Here is a 19,032-nt window from a genome sequence, read left to right as displayed (position 1 = left end):
ATGAGCGCCGTCACGCTGTCGGTTCTGGATCTGGCACCGGTGCAATCGGATGCGACGGCCGGTGACGCGTTGCACGCGACGACCCGCTTCGCACAGCACGCCGAAGAGCAGGGCTTTCGCCGATTCTGGGTGGCCGAGCACCACAACATGCCCGGCATCGCCAGTGCGGCGCCGGCGGTGGTGCTGGCGCATCTGGCCGCGTCCACCTCGCGGATCAGGGTCGGTTCGGGCGGGGTGATGTTGCCGAACCATCCGCCGCTGGTGGTCGCCGAACAGTTCGGCACACTCGAGTCGCTGCATCCCGGACGGATCGATCTCGGGATCGGCCGCGCCCCCGGCACCGATCCGGTCACCGCGCGCGCACTGCGCCGCAGTGCCGAAGGACTCGGTGGTGACGCGTTTCCTCAGGAACTCACCGCGCTGATCGGCTTCTTCCGTGGCGCCGATCCGAGCGGGATCGTGGCAAGCCCCGGCCTCGACGCGGAACCGCAGGTGTGGCTGCTCGGCTCGAGCGGCTACAGCGCGCAGGTCGCCGCGGTGCTGGGTCTGCCGTTCGCGTTCGCCCATCACATCGCCCCCGACAACACCGTCGCCGCGCTGACGCTCTACCGCGACAACTTCCGGCCGTCACAGACCCTGAGCGAGCCGTACACGATCGTGGCCGCCTCCGCGATCTGCGCCGACACCGATGCCGAGGCAGACCGCCTCGCCGCACCCCGCGATCTCGCCTTCGCCAACCTGCGCTCCGGCCGCCCCCAGGCACTGGCCACCCCGGAGCAGGCCGCGGGCTTCCCCGGCACCGACGCCGAACGCCACTTCGCGGCGCAGCGCCGGGCCGCGCAGCTGCAGGGCTCGCCGGAGACGGTCCGCGCCCAAGCCGCACAACTGCTCGACGCCACCTCTCCCGACGAGCTCATGCTCAACACCCTCGTCTACGACCTCGACGCCCGCATCCGCTCGCTCGACCTGACCAAGAAGGCGATCGACGGCTGAGCGCTTCGCTCAGCGCAGTCGGAATCCCCTGGCGGCCAAGGACTCCCGCAACCGGTGGCGGCCGTTGAGGGAGGCCGCCGAGGCCAGCCGGGCGAGGGTGCGCTCGGTCCACGAGAACGGCAGGCCCTGATCGGTGTAGATCTCGCCGATCCGCTGTTCGTACTCGGCGACCGGCTCGCGCTGGACCGGAAGGTCGTAGGTCTCGTGATGCAGCACCGCCGTCTGCGGTAGGCGCGGCTTGACCCTGGTGCCCTCCGCCGGGTCCGGGTGCCCGACAACCAGGCCGAAGACCGCGAAGACGTGGTCGGGCAGATTCAGCTCGGCGGCCACCGCTTCCGGGTCGTTGCGCAGCGCGCCGATGTAGACGGTGCCCAAGCCGAGAGATTCGGCGGCGACCACCGCGTTCTGTGCGGCGAGCGCGGCGTCGACGAAGCCGACGTAGCTGGATTCGAGATAGTCGGCACCCTCCAGCGGTGCGCCGTGATCGTCGGCGAGCTGACGCAACCGGGCGAAGTCGGCAGTCCAGACCAACAGCACGGGCGCCTGCTCGATATGAGCCTGACCGCCCGCGATCGCGGCCAACCTGGCCCGGCGCGCCGGATCACGGACCTCGATGACGCTCCACACCTGCAGGTTCGACGACGTCGCCGCCGACTGCGCGGCCGAGACCAGCAGCCGAATCGTGTCCGGCGATACGGGATCCGGGAGATAGCGGCGCACCGACTTGTGCGCGTGCAGTACTTCGAGCACCGGATTCCACTGGGCCGGAATCTCGGTGGCCGGGTCCGCGTAACGCTGCTGTACGGGGTGGGTGGGGCTCGGTGCGGTCTGCGTCATAGGGATATCGTCGGCCAAGGTGCCGCGGCCGTCTGCGGTAACCCTCACCGTGAACCGAACGGCGGCCTCGGTCCGGCCGGTCGATACAGTGGACGCGGGGAGCCCACCGACTGGTGGGACGAAGAGAGTGCGTCATGGGCAAGGTGTTCGATCGGATCGACGACAAGTTGCGGGCATTCATCACCGAACAGCCGATGTTCTTCATCGGCACCGCGCCGTCGGCCGGCGGCCACGTGAATGTCTCCCCCAAGGGCTATCGCGACACCTTCGCCGTACTCGACGACCACACCGTCGCCTATCTCGATCTGTTCGGCAGCGGCTCGGAAACGATCGCCCATCTGCGCGACAACGGCCGGATCACCGTGATGTTCTGTTCGTTCACCCGCACCACCCGCATCCTGCGACTCTTCGGCGCGGGCCGGGTGGTTCGCCCCGACTCCGACGAATTCGACACGCTGCGTGAACATTTCGGCACCGGCCACACCGGAATCCGTTCGGCGGTGGTGATCTCGGTCGACCGGATCGCCGACTCGTGTGGCTGGTCGGTGCCGAAACTCGACCTCGTCGAGGAACGCTCGATCCTCGACGAGGCCCATACCCGCCGCACCGATGCCGATTTCGCCCGCCGCATCGCCGGCGACAACGCCACCAGCATCGACGGGCTGCCCGCGCTCGAGCCGGACCATCCGGTGCCGTCCACCGTGCGGCGCTGAGGTCAGGTCGCCGGGACCGAGGTGACCGCGATCGCCGGCTCGGACAGGCTGCCGAGGTAGAGGGTGCCGTTGTGTTCGGCCACCGCGGTGACCAGCGCGTAGTCGGCGCCGTCGCGCTGCAGATCGTGCACGAGGGTGCCGTCGAAATCGAACGCGAGCACCCAGACCGAACGAACGGGCGCGGGCGTCAGGCGATCCGGCAGCGCGTCGACCAAGCGCCTCAGGATCCCCGGAAGCGGAAAGAGCCTGTCCAGCAATGGGTTACGTGGGGAGACGATGCCGACCCAGACCAGTCCGTCGCTGCCGACCAGCATGTTGTCGGGTGAACCGGGCAGGTTCTCGGCGACGTGGTCCGTGGTGCCCGCGCGCGGACCGGTCAGCCAGTAGCGCGTGATCCGGTAGGCGCCGGTCTCGGCGACCAGCAGACAGGATCGGTCGGGGGCCAGTACCACGCCGTTGGCGAACTGGAGACCGTCGACGAGCACCTCCAGGCGTCCGTCCGGATCGCGGCGGACCAGCGCTCCGCTGCCGGAATGTTCCAGAATGTCGGTCATCCACTCCTCGAACGGCCACCGCCGCGACGAGATCGAGAAATAGATCGTGCCATCGTCGTCGCGAATCACGTTGCTGGGGAACGCGATCGGAACACCGTCGAGCTCGGCGACGACGACCTCGAGTTCCGCGCCCGCCTCGGCCAGCCGGAGGATGCCCCGACCTGCGACGCAGATCAGTAGTGCGCCGTCGGCCTCGACGTGCATGCCCAGCGGCCTGCCACCGGCGTCGGCGATCCGCTCGACCTCACCACTGGCCGGATCGACGCGCCAGATCGCGCCGTCGTCGGTCCCGGTGACGATCCGGCCGTCGGGCAGCACCACCACATCCTCCGGGCCGTTGCCCGGCAGCGGCAACAGACGGGTCGGCGGCATCGGCGGATCGCTCTGGGTCTGCCGAGCACGAGCGGTGGGGCGTGGCGGAGTCCAGCGGTGAGGGCGCATCTGCATGCCCATTGCTACCACGCTGCAGGTCGCCACGGGCCCGGTGGCGGAATGGACGGCACCGCAGGCAGTTCAGCGGCAGTCCGGTTCCCCGGTCGGCGACGCATGAGCCCGAGGACGGTTAAAGTGCGGCGGTGAACACCGGATCTGCCAGCTCGCTGCTCGATCGTCTCCTCGCACCCCAGCCCGCGCCCGCCTGGTGGTTGGTGCTCGCCACCGCCGCGGTGGCGTTGATTCTGGTCGGCTACCGACCGCTGTGGCGGCTGACCCGCGCCGCGGTGACCGTGGCGCACGAGGGTGGGCACGCGTTGGTCGCGCTGCTCACCGGGCGCAGGCTGCACGCGATCACCCTGCACACCGACACGTCGGGGCTGACCGTGTCGAGCGGCAAACCGAGTGGTCCCGGCATGATTCTCACCGCGGCCGCCGGGTATCCGGCGCCGGCGCTGCTCGGGCTCGGCTACGCGGCACTGCTGGGAACGGGCCGGGTCACGGTGATGCTGTGGGCGACGCTGGTGATGCTGGCGGCGGTGCTGATCAAGGTGCGCAATGTGTACGGGCTGCTCACCGTGTTCGTGCTCGGCGCACTGGTGTTCGGGGTGTCGTGGTTCGGCAGCGATCTGCTGCAGGCCGCGTTCGCGTATCTCGCGGCGTGGTTCCTGCTCGCCGCCGGGGTGCGGCCCGTCTTCGAACTGCAACGCAGCCGTCGCAGGCAACCGGGGCGGACGGACTCCGATGCGGACCAGCTGGCCCGGTTGACCCATCTGCCCGCGGTGCTGTGGGTGCTGTTCTTCAGCGCTGTCTGCCTGGCGGCGCTGGTCGTGGGCGCGATGCTGATGCTGGCCCCGGTCGAGGAGCTACACCCGCTGCTTCAGCGGTGATCGGCGATCCAGTAGTCGACGGCCTCGGTGACGAGCGCACTCGGCGGCTGCAGCGCGTTGAGGGTGACACCCGCTTCGTCGGGTTGCAGCGGTTCGAGGGTGTCGAGCTGGGAGTCCAGCAGGATCGTCGGCATGAAGTGACCGAGTCGGCCGGTCATCCGGCGGAGCAGTTCCTCGCGGGTGGCGGCCAGGTGAACGAAGTAGGTCTGCGGCGCCTTCTCGCGCAGGCGGTCGCGGTAGGCCCGCCGCAACGCCGAGCAGGTCGCGACCCCGCCGGCCGCTTGGTGCTCGGCGAGCCAGTCCGCGACGGTGTCGAGCCAGGGCAGCCGGTCCTCGTCGGTGAGCGGGATGCCCGCGGCCATCTTCTCGATGTTGGCCGGCGGATGGAAGTCGTCACCTTCGGCGTACGGGACTTCGAGCCGGTCGGCGGTCAGCGCGCCGACGGTCGTCTTCCCGCACCCCGACACGCCCATCACCACGATGACAGGTTCGACCACAGCGACCTCCTCGTCTCCACAGCACGCCCACGCATCCTGCCCGACCGAGGGTAGTGGGGGCGACGACTCCCCCAGCGTCGATCAGGGAATCGGACGGTCGGTGGGCAGGTTGACGAAGCTCGGCGCCGCGGGGTCGAGACGAACGTGCTGGGGCTCGAGACCGCTGGCGTTCAGCATCGGCCGGAACGGCAATGCCTTGGGCGCGTTGCCCGCGAAGACGTCGATGCGCAGCCGGTGTCCCGGCGCCAGCACCGCCTGCGTCGGGATGACGGCCACATCGATATCGGTGGGTGCGCCGGGGACCACCGGCAGCAACCGGTCGACGGTGAGGGGGTTGAAGGGCGCGGTGAAGTCTCCGTTGATCGAGCGCGCGCTGCGCCGTTCGTCGACGGCCCGCATCGACGAGGTGAGCTGGCCGGTGGTGAGCACCGTCGAGGTCCCGTCGGGTGCCACATCGTTGACGGTGACGTTCCAGAATCCGTCGGTGGCATCGTGGATCGTGTTGAGCCGCACATTGATCGGGCCCGAGATCACCGTCTGTTCGGTCAGCGGGGCGCTGGTGAAGGTGAGGCCGTTGCGTTCGGCGATGCGGGAGTCCTTCGCGCAGGTGTCGAACGCGGCCGCCATACCCGCCGAGCCCTGAGCCGCGTCGCGCGAGCAGACCTGATTCAAACCCGGTGCGACGGTGAGTGTTTCGGTAGCGGTAGGCCCGGTGGCGCTGAGCGATCCGTCGTGCAGACTGTCCTCGGTGCTGCCGCTGGGGGCGGCCGAGAGGTAGACACGGCGATGCGTGACGCCGGGCTGCGGGAACTCGCGCAGCGTCACCCAGCTTCCACCTTGCTGTTTCACCGTGACCGGCCCGAATCCCTCGATGCCGCTGTCGATGTCCTTGAGCCATTTGTCGAACCAGGCCCGCTGCAGAACGTCCAGGCGCGGGGGCGCGCCGGGAACACCGGTCCCCGCACCGGGATTGGCGTGATAGGTGTCGCCGACGACGAGTTGCTTGCGCCCGGCGGGCAGCGGGATCTGTTCGTAGAGCTTGGTCGCGCTGTTGGCGAAGATGTCGTGCCAGCCGCCGTAGACGAAGGTGGGCACCGTGACGTTCTCCGGGTGGCCCATGATCGCCTCGCGGAATGCCGAGGTGTCGTCGAGCGCGCCGTCGAGCGCGGGCGGCATGTTCGACAGCGACGGGGTGAGCAGCGACTGGGCGAGCAGGTCGAAATTGGTGGTCGGGTCGGCGAGGCGATCCTTGAACCAGGTCCAGTCGAAACTGCCGTCGACCATCGAGGCCACGTCGGGCACGAGTTTGAGCTGGTTGACCGAGTTCAGCCACATCGGCAGGAACGTGGTGCCGACGCCGCCGCCGGGGGCGACCACGTCGCGCATGAGGTCGCTGCCGGGTTCGACCGGGAAGATCGCCTGCAACGCGGGCGGGGCGTTCTCGGCGGCGCGCAACTGGTTGATCCCCGAGTAGGAGCCACCACTCATCCCGATGCGCCCGTTCGACCACGGCTGCGTGGCCGCCCAGTCGATCACCTCGCGGGTGTCGAGTTGTTCGCGCGCACCGAGGGTGTCCCATTTGCCCTGCGACAGGCCGGTTCCCCGCACATCGGCGACGATCACGGTATAGCCGGCGCTGACCAGTTTGCGGTCGACGCCGAGCATGGTCTGGATCATGCCGCCGTCCAGTGCCTGCATGAGGTCGCCGAAACCGCTGATCGGGGTGGTGGACAGGTTCAGCCTGCGCACGATATCGACGGCGGTGGACTGCAGGCCCGGGATCGCGGCGGCCGATTCGATCAGCCCGGTCATGAGTTTCGAGTACGGCGTCAGGCTGACGATCACCGGGAGCGGCTTCTGCTCGATCACGCCCGCGGCGTCGGCCGGGCGGTAGACGTCGGCTTTGAGCACCACGCCGTCGCTCATCGCGATCTGGACGCCGCGCTCCACCCGCACCTCGGGGTAGGCCCCCGGGCCGTCGTGCTGGGCGGTCCACCGCGCGGACGGCGCGTCCGGCGGCTGTCCACCGGCGAGACCACCGCCGCAGCCGAGCACGACGACCACCGCGAGGATCGTCACCAGAATCCGGACCAACCCGCGTTCCGAACCTCTAACCACCATGAGTCGCTCCCGACCGGTTCGTTTCCGACGTTGACCAAGCCACCGCACGATCGGCGCGGAAACTGTAACAGGGGTAACGAGTTCGCCGGGTGATCGTCGGCCCGCTCGGACTGTCGCTGTGAACACACGTTGTTCCAGTTCAGCGCGGTTGTGGCTCCGCGTTCATGTCGGTGGCCGGTGGTTGACTCGACCCATGCCGGTGCGGTTGGGACCGGCCTACATCCATCGCCGAGGAGGACGTTCGACAATGCCGACACGCGACGAAGCTTGGCCGCAGGGGACTCCCTGCTGGATCGACTGTCAGGTGGACGACACCACCGCCGCCCGCGATTTCTACCGCACGCTGTTCGGTTGGGAGGTCCAGGACGGTCCCGCCGAAGCCGGCGGCTATCTCATGGCCACACTCGACGGCCGACCGGCGGCGGGCATCGGTCCGAAACCCGAGGGCATGAGCGAGATGCCGTCGGTGTGGACCACCTACTTCGCGGCTGAACGCGCCGACGAAATCGCCGAGCGGGTGAGCAAGTCGGGCGGACAGGTGTTCATGCCGCCGTTCGATGTTCTCGACGTCGGGCGGATGTTCATCGCCGCCGACCCGGCAGGCGGGGTCTTCGGTGTGTGGGAAGCCAAGGCACACCACGGTGCCGGTGTGTTCAACCAGCACGGCGCCTATTGCTGGAACGAACTGCACACTCCCGCCTACGACCAGGCACACGAGTTCTACGACAAGGTATTCGGCTGGCAGTACAACGAGATCGGCGACGGGGAAACCTTCACCTACTCCACCTTCGCGCTGCCCGGTGACAGCCACGAGATCGGCGGCATGATGGACGCCTCAGCGCTGAGTACCCCGCCCTACTGGCTCACCTGGATCCAGGTCGACGACGCCGACGGCTCGCTGGCCGAGGCCACCGCACTGGGAGCCTCGGTGATCATGGGCCCCGACGACAGCCCGTTCGGCCGGATGGGCATTCTGCAGGCGCCCCAGGGCGAGGTGTTCGGCGTGATCGATCCGGCCAAGGCGGTCGGCGAGGTACCCACCGGGTCCTGACCTCGTCACGGCGTGACGATGGCGAAGTTCGGGTCCGGCTTGTCGATCAGACCGGGCAGCTTCGCCAGTGCGGTGGCATCGCCGTCGAGGGCGATGTCACCGCTCGCGACACCCTTGCGCAGGTCGGCGCCACCGACCAGGGTGGCGATCAGCGTCTGACGGGTGAGAGTGATCGTCGCGTCGGGTGCGGGCAGCGCGTCACCGGGGAATCGGTCGTAGTGCACGAGTACGCCGTTGCGCAGTTCGATGCGGTGAACGCGGTTGTCCTCGTTGCTGATCCGCCAGTCGGTGCTCATCCGGACATCCCAGGCCTTTGGTCCGTCGATCCGCAGCGACACCGCGTCGAACACCTGCTCCACGCTCAGCGCAGCGGCCATCGCCGCGGAGTTGGCCGTGGTCGGCGTGCCGAAGGAACCGTTGCGCAGTTCGTGGGCGCCACTGAGATAGAAGTTGCGCCAGGTGGCGTTCTCCGCGCCGTAGGCGAGCTGTTCGAAGGCACTGGCCTGCAAGTCTTTTGCCGTCTTGTTGGTGGGGTCGGCGAAGATCACGTAGTTCACGACTTGGACGACCCAGCGGTAGTCGGCGGCGTCGTAGGCCTTCTGCGCCGTGCGCAGGGCCGCGTCGGCGCCGCCCATCGCGTCGACGTGGCGGCGCGCGTTCTCCACCGGCGGGTGTTCCCACAGGTGCGCGGGGTTGCCGTCGAACCAGCCCATGTACCGCTGGTACACGGCCTTGACGTTGTGGCTCACCGAGCCGTAGTAGCCGTGCGTGGACCACGACGTTGTCAGCGCGGGCGGCATCCGCAGCATTTCGGCGATCTCGGCGCCGACGTAGCCCTGGTTCAGCAATCTCAGCGTCTGATCGTTGAGGTAGCCGTACATGTCGCGCTGCAGCGACAGGAACTCCACGATCCGATCGGTACCCCAGACGGGCCAGTGGTGCGAGGAGAACACCAGATCGGACCGGCGACCGTACCGGTTGATCGAATCGGTGAGGTATTTCGACCAGACATGCGGGTCGCGCACCAGCGCGCCGCGCAGAGTGACGATGTTGTGCATGGTGTGGGTGGCGTTCTCGGCCATGCACAGGATGCGGCGATCGGGGAAGTAGAAGTTCATCTCCGACGGCGCCTCGGTGCCCGGCGTCAGCTGGAAGACCATCCGCACGCCGTCGACCGTCTCTTCCTGGTCGGCGCGGGTGACATGGACGGTGGGTGGGATCAGGCCGATCGTGCCGACCGAGTTGGTCTGTCCGAGACCGGCTCCCACCTGACCTTTCGGACCTCGCGGCAGGGCGGCGCCGTACATGTAGGCGGCGCGGCGGGCCATCGCCGTACCGGTGTAGATGTTCTCGGCGACGGCGTGCTCCATGAATCCCGAGGGCGCGATCACCGGACAGCGACCGGCGGCGACGTCCTGCGGGGTGATGACGCCGTAGCTGCCGCCGAAGTGATCGACATGGGAGTGGGAGTAGATCAGGCCGGTGACCGGCCGGTCACCGCGATGCTTGCGATAGAGCGCGAGCCCGGCTGCCGCCGTCTCCGCCGAGACCAGCGGATCGATGACGACCACGCCGGTCTCGCCTTCGATCAACGTCATGTTCGACAGGTCGAGGCCACGGATCTGGTAGAAGCCCGGGGCGATCTCGTAGAGGCCCTGTTTGACGGTGAGCTGGGACTGCCGCCACAGGCTCGGGTTCACCGAGTGCGGACAAGAACCCGCGAGGAAGTCGTAGGAGTCGGTGTCCCACACCACTTTCCCCGACGGATCGGTCACCGTTCCCGGCTCGAGGGAAGCGATCCAGCCGCGGTCGGCGTCGGCGAAGTCGGCGGTATCGCCGAAGGGCAAGGTGTCGGCCAGCGCGCGGTTGGCATCCAGGATGGCCTCGGTCGGGTCGGTCTGGGTGCTCGACGGGGTGACTCCGGCGGGTCGGTCACCACATCCGGTGACGGTCGCGCCGACCGCTACCGCGGCAGCCGCGCCGACTCCGACACCCAGCATCCCGCGCCGCGACAGCTCGCCCCGGCCCCTGTGTGCACTGCTCACCGTTACTCCTTCGTTCCACGACCGTCCGACCCGAACGACTATTGCAGACTAACTGCAATATCTGTGTTATTTTTGAGCAATCGCCGTACCGGGCAGCGCGGCCAGCTGAATATCGAGCAGCAACCGGTCCTCGGGGTCGGTCATATCGATGCCGAGGATGGCCTCCACCCGCCGCAGCCGGTAGCGCAGCGTGTTCGGATGCACGCGCAACGTGGCCGCCGCGGCACGGACCTCACCGTGCGCCCGCAGATAGGCCTGAACCGATACCCGCAGGTCAGCAGCGTGAGTGCGATCGTAGGCATCGAGGTCGGCCAGGCGCGGATCGTGCAGGCGCGGGCGCTCGCGGATCAGCTCCATGATCTCGGCCAGCAGTACCGCGGTCCTGGCATCGGCCAGCGTGGCGACCCGGCCACCCGTGGGGTCGGCGACCGGGCTGTCCAGCACCCGGTCGACCTCGGCGCGCGCACTCGCGACCGCGGTGAGCCCGGCGACCGGTGCGGCGATCGCGGCCCGCACGATCAGTTCGCGCGTCTGCTCGAGCTGGGTCACCAGCTTGCGCACCCACGAACCGACACCGCGCTCGGAATGGTGGGCGGGCAACAGCACATAGACGCGCTCGCCGATCGACTCGGTCACCGAATCGTCGCGGAAAGCGCTGGCGTGCAACCGGATCAAACCGCTCGACGCGGCCAGTCCCGCGGCCGGGCCGATCGGCGCGAAGCCGATCACCGCGGCGGGACCGGTCGCCGGCAGGTTCAATGCGGCGGCCACCGAGGGCACGTCGACGCCGTCACCGTGCGCGCCGAACAACCGGCGCACGAGCAGCGCCTCGGTCGACGGCGCGTCCAGTCGTCGCGCGATGATCCGGGCCGCCACCGCCGACGCGCCGCGCAACACCTGCGCCGCGTCGGGTCGCAGCGGCCCCGCACCCTGCTGCAACCAGATGGTCCCGAGCATTCTGGCTTGCGCGCCGTCGGCGCCTCGCCGGATGCCGACGACAAGTCTGCGGCGGATGTCGAGCTCGGGATGTTCGGGCACATCGACGACCTCGTCACCACGCCGCACCCGGTCGAACACGCCCCATTCCCGCAGGATCCGCAGGTAGTCGCTCGGGCCCTCCCGTCCGAGGATGGACTGGATGCGCAGCTGATCGGCCGAGGCGTCCGAGGCCGAGTAGGCCAGGACGTGCGATTGGGGGTCTTCGATCGAGACCATGCCGCCGGTTTCCCTGGCCAGCACCTGAGCCAGCCCGAACAGGTCGGTGTCGGGGGCGAGCAGGTCGTGCTCGTCGGATGCGGCGCGCTGACCGGGCGAACGGGCAAGCATCCGCCGGATCAGGGAGAACACCTGGTCCCAGCGCGCCTGCCGGTGCACGTGCACCAGCGCGACGCCCGCGGTGTGGGCGGCGGCGCGCACCGCGGGTGAGTCGTTGGCGCTCTTGGTCATGAGCACGCGCGGCCGCTGCGCGGGGTCACGGTCGCCGACTTCGCGCAACCACCGCTCGGTCGCGTCGGCGTCGACGCCGACCAGCAAGTACACCTCGGGCAGGGCACCCTCGGCGTCGAGGTGTTCGGGCAGGTCAGCAGGCTCGGCCAACGCGACCGTTCGCACCGCGACCTCCTCGCCCGCAGGCGCGTCGACGAGGGTCGCGACGGCGTGGTCGAGCGCGGCGAGCAGCCCGCGCAGCGTGGTGGACCCGTCGGGCATCGGGTACCTCCGGTTTGGTCGATCGGACAAAGACGGGCTCGGATATTCATCCGATCAGATGATTATGACTGCTGCCGATCGGTGTTGACTACGTCACATCCCGCTCTCCCCCACGACGCAGGAGCCGCACTCATGGACGCCATCGCGACCACCCCACCACCGGTCAACGAACCTGTCGGCACCTTCGCTCCGGGCAGCCCGGAACGCCGCCGCCTCCAGACCGCGCTCGCCGAGTTGTCCGCCTCCCCCACCGAGATCAGCCACGTGATCGGCGGTCGCCATCTGCCCGGCGACGGTCCTTCCTACGACGTGGTCCAACCGCATCGTCACGCCGCCGTCCTGGGCACCCTGCGCGACGCGAGCACCGCCGAAACCGCCGCCGCGGTCGAGGCCGCCTGTGCCGCGGCGCCCGCCTGGCAGGCGATGCCGTTCGACGATCGAGCCGCGATCTTCCTGCGTGCGGCCGACCTGCTCTCCGGGCCGTGGCGGGAGAAGATCGCGGCCGCGACGATGCTCGGGCAGTCCAAGTCCGCCTACCAGGCCGAGATCGACGCACCGTGCGAGCTGATCGACTTCTGGCGGTTCAATGTCTCGTTCGCCCGCGAGATCCTGGCCGGGCAGCCGATCTCCGCACCCGGGGTCTGGAATCGGATGCAGTACCGCTCGCTCGAGGGGTTCGTCTACGCGGTGACACCGTTCAACTTCAGCGCGATCGCGGGCAATCTCCCCACCGCGCCCGCCCTGATGGGCAACACCGTGGTGTGGAAGCCGGCCAGGAGCCAGTCCGTGGCGGCCTATCTGACGATGCGACTGCTCGAGGCGGCCGGACTGCCGCCCGGAGTGATCAACCTGGTCAACGGGGCGGGTCCGGTGATCTCCGATGTCGTGCTGGCCGACTCACGACTGGCAGGCGTGCACTTCACCGGGTCGACGGCCACCTTCCAGCACCTGTGGCGCGAGGTGGCGCAGCGTTTGGACGGCTACCGCACCTATCCGCGGCTGGTCGGGGAGACCGGCGGCAAGGATTTCGTGCTCGCGCACCCGTCGGCCGATCCGGCGGTACTCACCACCGCGCTGCTGCGCGGCGCGTTCGACTATCAGGGCCAGAAGTGCTCGGCCGCTTCGCGAGCCTTCATCCCGCGTTCGGTATGGGCGACGATGTCGGAAGACCTGATCGAACGGACATCGAACCTGCGCTACGGCGATGTCACCGATTTCACCAATTTCGGTGGGGCGCTGATCGATCGACACGCCTTCGACCGCAACACCGCCGCGCTCGAGCGCGCCAAGGCCACACCGGGCCTGACCGTGGTGGCGGGCGGACACAGCGATGACAGTGTCGGCTGGTTCGTCGACCCGACCATCGTGGTCGGTGACGATCCCACCGACGAGGTCTTCAGCACCGAGTACTTCGGCCCGATCCTGGCGGTGCACGTCTACGACGACAGCACCCCGACGGCCTTCGCCGACGCGATGGATCTCGTCGACAGCGGCAGCCCCTACGGGCTCACCGGCTCGGTCATCGCACAGGACCGCACCGCGATCACCGCCGCGACCGACCGGCTCACCTTCGCCGCGGGCAACTTCTACATCAACGACAAACCGTCCGGGGCGGTCGTGGGCCAGCAGCCCTTCGGCGGTGGACGCGCGTCGGGCACCAACGACAAGGCCGGTTCCCCGCAGAACCTGCTGCGCTGGACCTCCGCGCGCACGATCAAGGAAACCTTCGTTGCGCCCACCGAGCATCGCTACCCCCACCAGGCACCGGAGGTGGGCTGATGTCTGCTCTGCTGCGTTCGACCATGCTCGCCGCCGCGCGTTCACCCCGACTGGAGCGCACCATCACCCGACTGCCGATCAGCCGGGCGGTGGTGGCCCGCTTCGTCGCGGGCACCAGCACCGAGGAGGCGGTGCGGGCCACCGAATCACTGTTGCGCTCAGGGCGTTTCGTCAGCATCGACTACCTGGGCGAGGACACCACCGACCTGGCGGGCGCCGAGGCGACCGTCGCGCAGTACCGGACCTTGATCGCCGCGCTCGGCGCACTCCCCCAGTCGGAGGTGGCCACGGGAGCTGTTCGGCCACTGGAGGTTTCGGTGAAGCTGTCCGCGCTCGGGCAGGCCGTGCCGAGCGGCGGTCACGCCATCGCCCGCGAGCACGCCCGCCAGATCTGCGCCGCCGCCGAGGCCGCGGGAATCTGGGTCACCGTCGATGCCGAAGACCACACCACCACCGATTCGACGCTGTCGATCGTGCGCGAACTCCGCGCCGACTACCCGTGGCTGGGCACGGTGCTGCAGGCGTATCTGCGCCGCACCGAGGACGACTGCCGCGCGATGGCGGGCCCGGGCTCGCGAATCAGGCTGTGCAAGGGCGCCTATGACGAACCCGAATCGGTCGCCTTCCGCGACAAGGCCGAGGTCGACGCGTCGTACATGCGGTGCCTCGGCGTGCTCACCGCGGGCGCGGGCTATCCGATGATCGCCTCGCACGACCCGGCCGTGATCACCGCGGCCGGGGTGGGTGTGCAGTCGGCACAGCGCAAGACCGAGGAGTACGAATACCAGATGTTGTACGGCATTCGCGCCGAGGAACAGCAGCGACTCGCCGCCGCGGGCAACCATGTTCGCGTGTACGTCCCCTACGGTGACCAGTGGTACGGGTACTTCATGCGCAGGCTGGCCGAAAGGCCCGCCAACCTCGGGTTCTTTCTGCGCGCGTTGGTCGGCACGCGCGGAAGATGACCGGCTCGGTCGAACGATCATCGCCGCTGAACATTATTCACTCTCGACGCCCGTGGTTGCGCGTGGCGGTGTACTCGGATGAGCCCACCGTGACGCGGCGGTGTGCGCCGATGGAAGGAAACGCGAATGTCTTTCGCAGAGCTGCGCACCCAGATGTTGCGCCGCAAACCATTGATCGAGGTCGACGACGAGATCCCCAGTGACGAGCGCCTGGCCAAATCACTCGGGCTCTGGCAGCTCACCGCGATCGGCGTCGGCGGCATCATCGGCGCGGGCATCTTCACGCTGGCGGGCTCGGTCGCGCACTCGGTCACCGGTCCGGCAGTGCTGATCTCGTTCCTGATCGCCGGTGTCGCCAGCGCCGCGGCAGCGCTGTGCTACGCCGAATTCGCGGGCATGGTCCCGAAAGCGGGCTCGGCCTACACCTACGGCTATGTTTCCCTCGGTGAGCTCGCCGGCTGGTTCATCGGCTGGGATCTGCTGCTCGAGTACATCGCGGTGGCGGCGGTGGTCGCGATCGGTGTGTCGGGCTATTTCGGGTTCCTGCTCGATCAGATCGGGCTGACCCTGCCGGAGTGGATGCTCGGCGCGCCCGATACCGGGGACGGCCGGGTGATCGACCTGTTCGCGGTGCTGTTCTGTCTCGGCACCGCGTGGGTGCTCTCGCGCGGCATCGGCAGTGTGGGCCGGTTCGAGACGGTCGCGGTCGGCATCAAGGTCGCCCTGGTCGTGCTCATCGTGGTGCTCGGGGTGTTCCATATCGACAGCGCCAACTACGAGCCGTACTTCCCGTTCGGCACCGGCGCGGTGTGGACGGGTGCGGCGACGGTGTTCTTCGCCGTGTTCGGCTATGACGCGATGAGCACCGCCGCCGAGGAATCCATCGACGGGCGCAAGCACCTGCCCAAGGCGATCATTTATTCCCTGGCGATCGCGATGGTGCTCTACGTGCTGGCCACGCTCGTGCTCACCGGTATGCAGAAGTACACCGAGATCAGCCCGACCAGCGGTTTCTCCACCGCGTTCGAATCGGTAGGGATGCCGGGCGTCGCCAACATCATCGCGGTCGGCGCGATCGTCGGCATCATCACCGTGGTGCTCACCTTCATGCTCGGCGTCACCCGGGTGTGGTTCGCGATGAGCCGCGACGGGCTGTTGCCGATCTGGTTCGCCAAGACCCACCCCACCCGCAAGGTCCCGACCAGGGTCACCTGGATCGTCGGCTTCGGCGCGGCGATCCTGGCCGGCGTGTTGCCGATCAACACCGTCGCCGAGCTCACCAATATCGGCATCCTGATGGCCTTCATCGTGGTGTGCGTCTCGGTGATCGTGTTGCGGCGCACCAGGCCCGACGCTCCGCGTTCGTTCCGGCTGCCGCTGATGCCGGTGATCCCGCTGGTCGGGATCGGGTTCTCGGCCTACCTGATCTGGTCGCTGCCGTGGGAGACCTGGGTGCGCTTCCTCGGCTGGCTGGTCGTCGGGCTGATCGTGTACTTCGCCTATTCGCGCAAGCACTCGGTGATGAACCGGACCGCGCCGGAGCCGAGCAAGTAGGCCGACAGCGAACTGTGCTGTGATGGGTCGATGAGATCGGAGCAGGACGCCGCGGCGGGCGCGGGGCAGGCGCGCGCGCCGCGGCGGCGGCGCGATCCCGCGAAAACGCGCGAAGCGATCATCGACGGACTGCTCGCCGCGGTGACCGCGGGCGATTTCGCACCGACCGCGCGCGAGATCGCCGCCAGAGCGGGCACCTCCGAACGCAGTGTCTTCGTGCACTTTCCCGACCGCGAAGCGTTGCTGGTGGCCGCGACGGAGCGCCAGTCCGAGATGGTCGAGGGGTGCCTGGTCGTCGCGGACCCCTCGCCTGCCCTGGCCGAGCGGATCACAGTCGCGGTCGCGCAGAGCGCCGCGATCTTCGACCTGCAGCGCGTGCCCCGGCTGCCCGGTCTGCAGGAATCTCGATCGATCGACGCGATCGACGCACGGATGCGGCGCACCGACGAACGCATCCGCGCCGTACTGGCCGCGCTGTTCGCACCCGAACTGTCGCGCTCCGACGGCGAACTCGACGACGAGCTGCTCGATCTGGTCGACGGCGCCCTGGCCTGGCCGACGCGCCACCACCTGCAGGACCGGCGCGGACTGTCGGGCGAGCAGGCATCAGCGACGATCGAGCGTGCGGTGGGCTTGCTACTCGCTCAGCGCTGACCCGGGTACGAGCACCCGCTTGAGGATCTTGCCGGTCTCCCCGCGTGGCAGTGCGCTCAGGAACGTGACATCACGCGGGACCGAGAATCGACTCAGCCGGTTACGGATATAGGTCCGCACCATGTCCGAATCCAGTCCCGCCCCTTCGCGTTTCACCACGAACGCGGCCAGCCGCTGACCGAACTCCCGGTCGGGGACGCCGACCACGGCGACTTCGCTGATCTGCGGCAGGTGGGCGAGTGCCTCCTCGACCGGTCGCGGGAAGACGTTCTCGCCACCGGAGATGATCATCTCGTCGTCGCGGCCCGCCACGAACAGCCGTCCCGCGGCGTCGAGATAGCCGAGGTCGCCGGTGTCGAGCATGCCGTCTGCCTCCTCCGGCGGCGCGGAGTTCACGTAACCGTCGAAGAGCATGTGGTTGGCGACGAAGATGTGGCCGGTGGAGCCGACCGGTACCGGCCGCAGGTCGGGACCGAGCACCGCGACCCGGGTACCCAGCGGCGGACGACCCGCCGTCGTGGGCGAAACCCGCAGGTCGTCGGGGGTGGCGACACTGGCCCACGAGACCTCGGTCGAGCCGTACACGTTGTAGAGCACGTCGCCGTAACTGTCCAGGAATCGCAACACGGTGGCGCCGGCCAGCGGCGCACCACAGCTGACCACGAATCGCAGGCTCGACAGGTCCAAGCCCGCACGGACCTCGTCGGGAACCTCGAGCAGGCGTTCCACCATCGTCGGAACCACGATCAACGTGGTGATCCGGTGTTCGGCGACCGCGCGCAGGCAATTTATCGCATCGAAACCGTCCGACAGCACCACGGTGGCGCGCAACGCGGTGCTCAGCTGCAACCCGGCCAGACCCCAGGTGTGGAACAGCGGCGCGGGAATGAGCATGACCTCCTCCACCCGCAGCGGGATCCGCGAGAGCAGCGCGGCGATGGTGCCGAACCCCTTGGCGTGCGGGCGGCGCGCGCCCTTGGGCGAACCGCTGGTGCCGGAGGTGAGCACGATCAGCCTGCCGGGATGGGCAGGCACCGGGAAGTCGGTGTGCGCCTGGGTGATCAGGTCGTCGATCGTGGTGCGGTCGGGGTCGGGCGGACAGTCGTCGGTGGTGTAGCGCGGTACCTCGCTGTGCAGGTAGCGGATCAGCGTTTCCAGCGCACCGTCGACGAAGACGGCGCTCAGCCGGTGCCGCTGCACGATCTCCTCGATCCGCCGCCCCGACAATCCCGCGTTGAGCAGCGCCACGTCGACGCCGAGTTTGCCCGCGGCGACCATGGTTTCGACCATGCCCGCGTGATTGCGCGCCAGCAGGCCGATGGCGTCGCCCTTGCGCAGACCGATCGAGTGCATCGCGGCGGCCAGCGCGGTGGATCTGGCGTCGACCTCGGCGAAGGTGCGATGACCGCCCGCATCGATCAGCGCGAGCCGATCGGGTTCGTACGCCGCGCCCGCCGCGTACCCGCCGGCCAGGTTGAAGCCCCATTTCGACAGGGAGCGAAGCTGTCTCACGATCGACATCGGCTCGGGCCGCATCAGGCCGGTGGCCGCGATGCTGCGCGCCACGCCGGCATTGCGGCGCACCATCGAGCGTTCGGCGTTGACCACCACCGAGGAACGGGTGCCCGCGATCGAGTCGGCGGTTCGGCGCAGCCCCGCCTTCACCCAGTCGGTGACCAGCGAGTTGCCGCCCTGCTCGAGCAAGGGATGGATCCGCGCGGTCGCGAACAGGGTGATATCGAGGCGCGTGCGCTGCTGATCGCCACGCAAGCGGATCGCGGCGAAACTGCCGAGGACCGGGCTGCGCAGTTCGAAACTCTCGTACCAGCGGCCGATCACGAGAATGAACTCGTGCGTGCGGATACCGCCGCTCGCCGACCCGACCCGCACCTGCCAGTGGACCGCGCCGTCGGGACGTTCCACCGGTTCGCAACTGCCGATTCCGGTGAACATGCGTGGGTAGCTCTGGGGATCGAGCAGTACATCCCACAACGCTTGACGCGCGATCGTGAAATCCGCGCTGACATCGATGACGTCGTTGACCAAACTCCGTGCTCTACTTCCCGTCGGCCTGTTCGACCCAGCTGGTCGGCGGGCAAAAATGGGCGCTGCGGCCGATACCACCTCGCGGGTCGCCACGCTACCCGGCTGCGGCGCCCTGTCATCAAGAATCAGACAAAACCGGTGGTTCGGGAGCGTTTCGGCCGGATTTTGGTTTGTGCGCCACACCTGCCGACATC

Annotated in this window: 15 protein-coding genes; 8 read left to right on the top strand and 7 right to left on the bottom strand. The window is 68.6% G+C overall.

The window, feature by feature from the left end:
* On the top strand, window positions 1-993 hold the full coding sequence (locus tag ACWGCN_RS17250) for an LLM class flavin-dependent oxidoreductase (protein ID WP_378989945.1): 993 nt from the start codon (window positions 1-3) through the stop codon (window positions 991-993).
* Window positions 994-1,002: 9 nt separating this feature from the next.
* Here ACWGCN_RS17250 and ACWGCN_RS17245 read toward each other — a convergent pair whose 3' ends face one another.
* Window positions 1,003-1,830 carry an NADPH-dependent oxidoreductase gene (locus ACWGCN_RS17245; RefSeq protein WP_378989944.1) on the bottom strand — a complete coding sequence of 276 codons (828 nt, stop codon included), beginning with the start codon at window positions 1,828-1,830 and terminating at the stop codon, window positions 1,003-1,005.
* A gap of 134 nt (window positions 1,831-1,964) precedes the next feature.
* On the opposite strand from ACWGCN_RS17245, the gene ACWGCN_RS17240 reads away from it, so the two are divergent.
* Window positions 1,965-2,543 carry a pyridoxamine 5'-phosphate oxidase family protein gene (locus ACWGCN_RS17240; RefSeq protein ID WP_378989943.1) on the top strand — a complete coding sequence of 193 codons (579 nt, stop codon included), beginning with the start codon at window positions 1,965-1,967 and terminating at the stop codon, window positions 2,541-2,543.
* A 2-nt stretch (window positions 2,544-2,545) separates the two neighbouring features.
* On the opposite strand, the gene ACWGCN_RS17235 is transcribed toward ACWGCN_RS17240, so the two are convergent.
* Window positions 2,546-3,469: an SMP-30/gluconolactonase/LRE family protein gene (locus ACWGCN_RS17235; RefSeq protein WP_452458201.1), complete on the bottom strand. Its 924-nt coding sequence runs from the start codon at window positions 3,467-3,469 to the stop codon at window positions 2,546-2,548.
* A 203-nt stretch (window positions 3,470-3,672) separates the two neighbouring features.
* Here ACWGCN_RS17235 and ACWGCN_RS17230 point away from each other — a divergent pair, with 203 nt between their 5' ends.
* On the top strand, window positions 3,673-4,419 hold the full coding sequence (locus tag ACWGCN_RS17230) for a M50 family metallopeptidase (RefSeq protein WP_378631064.1): 747 nt from the start codon (window positions 3,673-3,675) through the stop codon (window positions 4,417-4,419).
* Here ACWGCN_RS17230 and ACWGCN_RS17225 read toward each other — a convergent pair.
* A complete protein-coding gene (locus ACWGCN_RS17225; RefSeq protein ID WP_378990022.1) occupies window positions 4,410-4,892 on the bottom strand; it encodes a gluconokinase in 483 nt (160 codons plus the stop codon). The two genes, ACWGCN_RS17230 and ACWGCN_RS17225, sit on opposite strands and share 10 nt — an antisense overlap.
* Window positions 4,893-4,997: 105 nt before the next feature.
* Window positions 4,998-7,037, bottom strand: coding sequence for a CocE/NonD family hydrolase (locus tag ACWGCN_RS17220; protein WP_387447357.1), 2,040 nt, complete (start codon window positions 7,035-7,037; stop codon window positions 4,998-5,000).
* 247 nt (window positions 7,038-7,284) lie between these two features.
* Here ACWGCN_RS17220 and ACWGCN_RS17215 point away from each other — a divergent pair, with 247 nt between their 5' ends.
* A complete protein-coding gene (locus ACWGCN_RS17215) occupies window positions 7,285-8,088 on the top strand; it encodes a VOC family protein (RefSeq protein ID WP_378989940.1) in 804 nt (267 codons plus the stop codon).
* 5 nt (window positions 8,089-8,093) lie between these two features.
* On the opposite strand, the gene ACWGCN_RS17210 is transcribed toward ACWGCN_RS17215, so the two are convergent.
* Window positions 8,094-10,088 carry an alkyl/aryl-sulfatase gene (locus tag ACWGCN_RS17210; RefSeq protein WP_452458228.1) on the bottom strand — a complete coding sequence of 665 codons (1,995 nt, stop codon included), beginning with the start codon at window positions 10,086-10,088 and terminating at the stop codon, window positions 8,094-8,096.
* A 111-nt stretch (window positions 10,089-10,199) separates the two neighbouring features.
* Window positions 10,200-11,840, bottom strand: coding sequence for a PucR family transcriptional regulator (locus tag ACWGCN_RS17205; protein WP_452458200.1), 1,641 nt, complete (start codon window positions 11,838-11,840; stop codon window positions 10,200-10,202).
* Between the two features lie 132 nt (window positions 11,841-11,972).
* Between ACWGCN_RS17205 and pruA the strand changes: the two genes are divergently transcribed.
* The 4 genes from pruA to ACWGCN_RS17185 all read left to right on the top strand — a co-directional run bounded on the left by pruA (window position 11,973) and on the right by ACWGCN_RS17185 (window position 16,792).
* Window positions 11,973-13,619, top strand: coding sequence for an L-glutamate gamma-semialdehyde dehydrogenase (gene pruA / locus ACWGCN_RS17200; protein ID WP_452458199.1), 1,647 nt, complete (start codon window positions 11,973-11,975; stop codon window positions 13,617-13,619).
* Window positions 13,619-14,584: a proline dehydrogenase family protein gene (locus ACWGCN_RS17195; protein ID WP_387447355.1), complete on the top strand. Its 966-nt coding sequence runs from the start codon at window positions 13,619-13,621 to the stop codon at window positions 14,582-14,584. The genes pruA and ACWGCN_RS17195 overlap by 1 nt, the downstream gene beginning before the upstream one ends.
* Before the next feature lie 126 nt (window positions 14,585-14,710).
* The gene (locus tag ACWGCN_RS17190; protein ID WP_378989934.1) at window positions 14,711-16,138 is read left to right on the top strand and encodes an amino acid permease; all 1,428 of its coding nucleotides are present in this window, start codon (window positions 14,711-14,713) and stop codon (window positions 16,136-16,138) included.
* Between the two features lie 30 nt (window positions 16,139-16,168).
* The gene (locus tag ACWGCN_RS17185; RefSeq protein ID WP_387447353.1) at window positions 16,169-16,792 is read left to right on the top strand and encodes a TetR/AcrR family transcriptional regulator; all 624 of its coding nucleotides are present in this window, start codon (window positions 16,169-16,171) and stop codon (window positions 16,790-16,792) included.
* Here the strand turns inward: ACWGCN_RS17185 and ACWGCN_RS17180 are convergent.
* Window positions 16,775-18,838 carry an AMP-binding protein gene (locus ACWGCN_RS17180; RefSeq protein ID WP_378989931.1) on the bottom strand — a complete coding sequence of 688 codons (2,064 nt, stop codon included), beginning with the start codon at window positions 18,836-18,838 and terminating at the stop codon, window positions 16,775-16,777. The two genes, ACWGCN_RS17185 and ACWGCN_RS17180, sit on opposite strands and share 18 nt — an antisense overlap.
* Window positions 18,839-19,032 lie beyond the last annotated feature (194 nt).

The organism is Nocardia sp. NPDC055050 (assembly GCF_053608345.1).
Note: the sequence above shows the minus strand (reverse complement) of the source record. Positions and strands in the feature narration are given on the sequence as shown.